General features: G+C 69.4%; 5 protein-coding genes. All 5 read right to left on the reverse strand.

Annotated features, from left to right (window positions below; genetic code table 11):
- Nucleotides 1-8: 8 nt before the first annotated feature.
- The 5 genes from MFF01_RS20820 to MFF01_RS20840 all read right to left on the reverse strand — a co-directional run bounded on the left by MFF01_RS20820 (nucleotide 9) and on the right by MFF01_RS20840 (nucleotide 5,899).
- The gene (locus tag MFF01_RS20820; protein ID WP_238228274.1) at nucleotides 9-188 is read right to left on the reverse strand and encodes a DUF1328 domain-containing protein; all 180 of its coding nucleotides are present in this window, start codon (nucleotides 186-188) and stop codon (nucleotides 9-11) included.
- Nucleotides 189-291: 103 nt separating this feature from the next.
- Nucleotides 292-1,614 carry a chloride channel protein gene (locus MFF01_RS20825; RefSeq protein ID WP_238228275.1) on the reverse strand — a complete coding sequence of 441 codons (1,323 nt, stop codon included), beginning with the start codon at nucleotides 1,612-1,614 and terminating at the stop codon, nucleotides 292-294.
- 100 nt (nucleotides 1,615-1,714) lie between these two features.
- Complete coding sequence (locus tag MFF01_RS20830; RefSeq protein ID WP_238228276.1) at nucleotides 1,715-3,112, reverse strand: deoxyribodipyrimidine photo-lyase; 1,398 nt, start codon at nucleotides 3,110-3,112, stop codon at nucleotides 1,715-1,717.
- A gap of 464 nt (nucleotides 3,113-3,576) precedes the next feature.
- On the reverse strand, nucleotides 3,577-4,671 hold the full coding sequence (locus tag MFF01_RS20835; RefSeq protein ID WP_238228277.1) for a TRAP transporter substrate-binding protein: 1,095 nt from the start codon (nucleotides 4,669-4,671) through the stop codon (nucleotides 3,577-3,579).
- Nucleotides 4,672-4,807: 136 nt separating this feature from the next.
- Nucleotides 4,808-5,899, reverse strand: coding sequence for a branched-chain amino acid ABC transporter substrate-binding protein (locus MFF01_RS20840; protein ID WP_238228278.1), 1,092 nt, complete (start codon nucleotides 5,897-5,899; stop codon nucleotides 4,808-4,810).
- Nucleotides 5,900-6,169: the final 270 nt, after the last annotated feature.

The raw sequence follows: 6,169 nt of genomic DNA on the forward strand, positions 1-6,169 counted from the left end.
ACCTGGGCTCAGAACACCGCCTGACCAATGGCGAAGGCCACGATCACGATGACGATGGCCACGACGAGGAAGAGGCCGAACAGGATCCGGGCGAGGGAGCCCGCGCCCGATGCGATCCCGGTGAAGCCGAGGCCACCCGCGATGAGGGAGACGACGAAACAGATAAGGGCCCATTTCAGCAGGGTCATGCGCAGCACTCCAGCACGCGGAATCGAGCGATCAACCCTGCGGCCACGCTTCCGTTCCCGCCGAACCGGCAGATCGGCGGATGCGGGCCGAGATTTCGGAGGCTCAGGGCGCTCGGCGTCCTTCCTCCCGCGTCAGGAGAATCCCCGCCAGGGCGTGGTAGAGCCCCTCCCGGCAGACGGATTTCGAGACGGCGTCGCTGATGAGGGCGGCGATCATCAGGGGGATCATCAGGGCGTGATCCTGGGTCATCTCGGTGACGATGACGAAGGCGGTGATCGGCGCCTGAAGGGCACCGGTGAGGTAGGCCACCATGCCGATGAGGACGAGGGCGGCGACGGGAACCTCCGGGAAGGCGCCCTGGAGGGCGCCGCCGAGGCCGGCCCCGACGCTGAGGGAGGGGGCGAACAGGCCGCCCGGAATGCCGCTGATCGCCGAGAGCAGGGTCGCGAGGAACTTCAGCGGCGCGAAGGCGAAGGAGCCCTCGCCCGTGCCGTGGAGGAGGGCACGGGCCTCCTCGTAACCGGTACCGTAGACGGTGCCGCCCGAGGCGAGGCCGCAGAGGGCGACGCCGAGACCGCAGGCCACCGCGAAGGCGATGGGCCGACGCGCGATGGCCCCGCCGAGGCGGCCGGGCAGCCCCAGGGCGAACAGGATGACGATGCGGCCGAACAGGCCCCCCATCAACCCGCCGAGCACGCCGAGCACCGGCACGGCGATCCAACCGGGGCCGAACGGCAGGGTCGTGCCCGAGGTGCCGAAATAGGTGTAATTGCCCACGATCGCCATGGCGGTCAGACCGGCTGCCACGATGGCCGCCACGATCAGGCCGCCGGTTCGGGCCTCGTAGGCACGCCCGAGTTCCTCAATCCCGAAGACGATACCGGCGAGGGGCGTGTTGAAGGCCGCCGCCACGCCGGCCGCGCCCCCGGCGAGGATCAGGCCGGGCTGGCGATGCGGCGTCAGATGGCCGACGGCGGCCATGATCGCCGCCCCGACCTGAACGGTCGGCCCCTCACGCCCCGTCGAGGCGCCGAACAGGAGCCCCAGCGTCATCACCACGATCTTGCCGGCGGCCGTGCGCAGGGAAACCAGGGCACGGCGCAGGGAGAGATTCGCGGTGTGGCGGGCCGCGATCACCTGGGGAATGCCCGAGCCCTGCGAGTTCGGGAACACCGAGCGGGCGAGGAAGGCGCATAGGCCGAATCCTGCCGGCGTCACCACCAGGGCGATCCAGGGCGACAGGGACAGGAGCGCACGAAACCCGCCCTGTGCCGCATCGGCGAGCTTGGCCATCAGCACGGCGGCCAGGCCCACGCCGATGCCACCGAGGAGGAACATGAGCCGACGCCGCCACAGGGCGAAGGCATCGGCGGCTCCGCCGCGCAGGCGCGTGAAGGCGGGGCGGACGCGGAAACGGGGCTGCATCGCAGTGTCGGCTCTGGTGTCGGGGAAAGCGGCGCGGCGGGCTCATCGGCGCATCGGGCGGAGCGGCGGTCTTAGGCAAGGCCCGTACCCGCCATCGGGCTCACGCCCCGTCCTTCTCCGCCGCGCACAAGGCCGCGACGACCTTGAGGTAGGCCTTGGCATCGAATTTCCGCAAGGAATTCTCGCTCTGGTAGCGCACGGTGCCGAACACCTTGCGCCGCGCCCAGGGGCGGTCGTGCAGGCCGTAGACCCAGGCGACGTTGGTGAAGGAATTCGCGTCGCGCCCATCGAGGAAGTAGCGGTTGTTGAGACGCAGGGTGCGCCGGAAGCCTTCCTCGGGGGAGGGCGACCATTCGAGGATCTTCTTACCCCAGTACATGCGCAGGTGATTGTGCATGTAGCCGGTCTCGCGCATCTCGGCCTGGGCGGCGTTCCAGTAGGTGTCGTGGGTCCGGCCTTCGGCGAGCTCCTTCTCTGTGTAGGTGTGGGGGCGCGGGTCGTCGGCCTGTTCGGCCAGGGTCTTGCGCGCCCATTCGGGCACCGCCCGATCGTAGGAATCGTAACCTTGCGTGTAGTGGACGTGATTCATGGCGAGTTCGCGCCGCACCACGACCTCCTCGAGATAGGCCGCCCTGTCCTCCGGGCCGCCGGCCTTGGCGGCCCGGACGGCCAGCGCGATCTCCACGGGCGAGATCTGGCCGAAATGCAGATAGGGGCTCATGTGGGAGGCCGCGCCCGCCTCGGGCTTGTTCCGGTCGGTCCCATAGGCGGCGAACGGCCCGGTCAGATAGGCGTCGAGGCGCCGACGCGCCTCCGTCTCGCCCCCGACGAAGCGCTTCACCGGGGGGACGTCCCGGTCGAGGGTCATGCCGGCGAGCACGGCGTCCGGATCGGCGATGTCGACATCGCCCTTTGGCAGGCCGCGCCCCGCCCGGTGCTTCACGGTGCGCTCGGACAGGCCCTCGATGTATTCGTCGAACAGGCGGTGGAGCTTCGGACGCAGGGTGCGGGCGGCGAATTCGTGCTTGTCCGAGGCCACCTCCACGGGGACGACGACATCGCCCTCGACCTGAACGATGCGGGTCTCCACGGCCGCGACGATCGCGCCGTACCATTTCTTCTGGATCGCGAGGTAGCCCCGGTCGAGGACGAGGAGGGCGGCGTCGCGGGCGAGGTCGATGGCGATCTCGGCGGGCGAGGCCTTGCGCAGGCAGAAACCGATTCCCCGGGCATCGAGGCCACGTCCTGCGTCGGCCAGCCCCTGGAGCAGGAAGGCGTAGTGCCGGGCGTTGGCTTCGGGAAAGCCGTTCGCCCCGTCGAGGAGGCCGAAACACGCGACGACCGGCACGCCGAGGCGGTTGGCCTCCGTGACGGCGTATTCCAGGGCAGGATTGAAATACGCCCGATTCGCCTGCTGAAGCAGATAGACGACATAGGCGCCGTCCTCACGCGGCGGAACGTCGTTGAGGACCCTGATTCGCCCCGCCTGAAGTGCCATCGTGGGTTCGGCTCCCGTACCTGTGCTGAAAGAATGGACTGTCCGGCGAACGTCCATGACGGGGGACGAAAGCAGGTTTCAAACGGCGGATGGACCGGAATGATCCCGAAGGCAGAGCAAAATGACTCGTCCGATCAAAGACTTGCGGCGGCGCAAAGCGGAATGGAAGACGTCGGCGCTTTGGCAAGCCCCCTGCGTCATTTTGGATACAGAATTGTTGCAATGTGAGCGGTTGCCTGAAAAGCGACAGGGATGCTGCCCCAACGATCTTGCAATTTTAAGCAAGAGGATCAGATTGTGCATTGCGGGAACGCGATGGCGTCGCGGTCCCGCTGCCCTTCTTGGGCGTTTCCTCCCTAGACTTCGGGCCGCTCTTCGGAGCGGCCTTTTTTCTGTCCGGAGGTCTTGGACGGGCCCCGCGCGGGCCTGCCCACTCGGGGGCCGTGCCGTTCGGGCGGGTCCCATCAGCCCCTGGCGCGGGCGCGGATCATGAAGTTGTCGTAGGTGTACTCCGCGACCTGAAACCAGAGATATTCTTCGTTCCGGAAGGTCCGCATCGCCTCGTAGACCCGCTTGAAGTCGGGATTCTTGGCCGAGATCTCGGCATAGACGTCCGTGGCGGCCTTCAGCGCCGCCTCCATCACGTCCTGTGGGAACGGGCGAAGTTGTGCCCCGGCCGCCACGAGGCGGCGCAGGGCTTTGGGGTTGCGCGCGTCGTAGCGGGCCTGGACTTCGGCATGGACCTGGGCGGCTGCGGCCCGGAGGATCACCTGATAGGCCTTCGGCAGGCTCGCCCAGGCCTCGGCGTTGAACCAGGCATGGTGGAGGGCGCCTCCCTCCCAGAAGCCCGGATAGTGGTAGATCGGCGCGACCTTCTGGAGGCCGAGCTTCTCGTCGTCGACGGGCCCGATCCACTCGGCTGCATCCAGGGTCTTGGCCTCCAGGGCCGCGTAGATCTGCGGACCGGGGGTCGCCTGCGGCACGGCGCCGAGCTTGGCCAGGACCTGGGCGCCGAGGCCGGCGATGCGGACCTTGAGCCCCTGCAGATCGGCCACCGCCTTCACCTCCTTGCGGAACCAGCCACCCATCTGCGCGCCGGTGTTGCCGGCCGGCAGGGCGACGAGGCCATTGCGGGAGAAAATCTCGGCAAACAGCTCGGAAGCTCCCCCATCGAGCCACCACGCGCTCTGACCGCGGGCGTTGAGGCCGAAGGGCACGGCGGCGGCGAGGGCGAAGGTCGGATCCTTGGGGACGCCCTGCGTGGCGGGGGCGTATCCCATCTCCACCGTGCGGGCCGCCACCGCATCGAGGACGCCGTCCCCCGGCACCGGCTCGCCCGGCGCCTGCACGGCGATCTGGAAGCGGGCGTCCGTGGCCTCCGCCACGAGGCGGGCCAGGGTCTCGGCGCCGCCGAACAGGATATCGAGGCTCTTCGGGTAGGCGCAGGCGAGGCGCCAACGCAGCTCCGGCGCCCCCTGCGCGATGGCGGGCGCGGCGACGGCGGCCGCTCCGCCGACGCCGGCGGCGAGGAGGGCGCGTCGTGGAAAGGTTTGGGGCATGACGCCTCGCTTCACAATCGATCCACGCGCCGTCGTGCCGGCGCGCGCGGCCCGTCCGGCCTGCGGTTCACGAACGAGGCCGCGCCCGAAACGATCCCCGGCGGGGTCGTTTGACGCCGGATCATATCGCGGGCCGTCATTTGGCGTACGTGAAGGTTCCGTCGTTCCAGACGTAGAGAACGTAGCCCTGGGCCGTGACGTCGCCCTTGGCATCGAAACCGACGGAGCCGAGCACGAGGTCGAAGCGCTCGGTGTGGAGGGTCGCGGCGAGGCGCTTCGAATCCTGGCTGTGGGCGAAGTCGCCCGCCGCCACCAGGGCCTGGAGTGCGGCGTATCCGTAGATCGTCGACCCTTCGGGCTCGACGCCTTCCGCCTTGAAGGCCGCGACGACGGCGGCGGCTTCCGGCTTCCGGCGCGGATCGAGGTAGAAGGTCATCAAGACGCCGTTGCTGGCAGGCCCCGCGATGGTGGCGAATTCCTGGGTGGCGATGGCCGAGGTCCCGAACCACTGTGGCTTGAAGCCCCGCTCGGCCGAGATCCGTACGAGGCGGCCCATCTCGCGGGCGTCACCCCCGTAATAGGCCACCGCGATGCCCGCCTCCTTGAGGCGGTCGGCCAGGGCCGCGTCGTCCGCATCGGTCGCCGTGAACGCCGTGGCGAGGGTCTCGTTGATGCCGATGCGGTTGAGGTTCTCCTTCGTCGCGGCGGCGAGGTTGCGCGAGCCCGGCGTCCCGTCGTTGAGGATCGCAATCTTCTTGTCGCGGAACCGCTCGGCCAGCACCGTGGCGGAGAGCTTGGCCTGGTCGTCGTCGCGCCCGCACACGCGGAAGATCGTCGGCAGGCCGCGATCGGTCAGGCGGGCGGCGACGGAGGCCGCCGTGATCATCAGGGTGCCGTTGGCGGCATAGACGTCCGACGCCGCGAGCGAGGCGTTGGAGCAGACATGGCCGACCACGAGGCGCACCCCCTGCGCGGCGTAATGGTTGGCCACCGCCACGGCCTTGTTGGAATCGCAGGCATCGTCCTGCACGTCGAGAACGATGGTCTGGCCGTCGAGGCCGCCCCGAGCGTTGGCGTCTCGGGCCGCCGCCTGGACCCCGCGCAGCACCTGCTCGCCCACGGCCACGTACGCGCCCGAGCGGGGCACGGCGACGCCGATGACGACATCCGCCCGCGCGTCGGCGATCCCGAGCGGCAGGGCGCCGAGCAGGAGGAGGGGGGCCGCCAACCACCCGTCGAGCCCAAGGCGCCGGGTCGTGCGTCTGAACCTCGTCTCGCCCCGTCTCACGCCTCGTTCGACCTCAGGAAGGTTTCAGCGGATGTGTCGGAGGCCCGTTCCGCCCCCGGATCAGCCGACCCGTGCGGGATGCCGCGCGAGAACGCAAGTGGGACGTGCGGGCGCGCATAGGAGCGGCGGGGACCAGCACGAATCTCCGCTCAGCGCGCCGTGGCGTAGAGGGAGGCACCGGCGGACACAGGCGCGGTGACGGTGGAGAAC

The organism is Methylobacterium adhaesivum, from assembly GCF_022179065.1.
In the GTDB taxonomy this organism is placed as follows: domain Bacteria; phylum Pseudomonadota; class Alphaproteobacteria; order Rhizobiales; family Beijerinckiaceae; genus Methylobacterium; species Methylobacterium adhaesivum.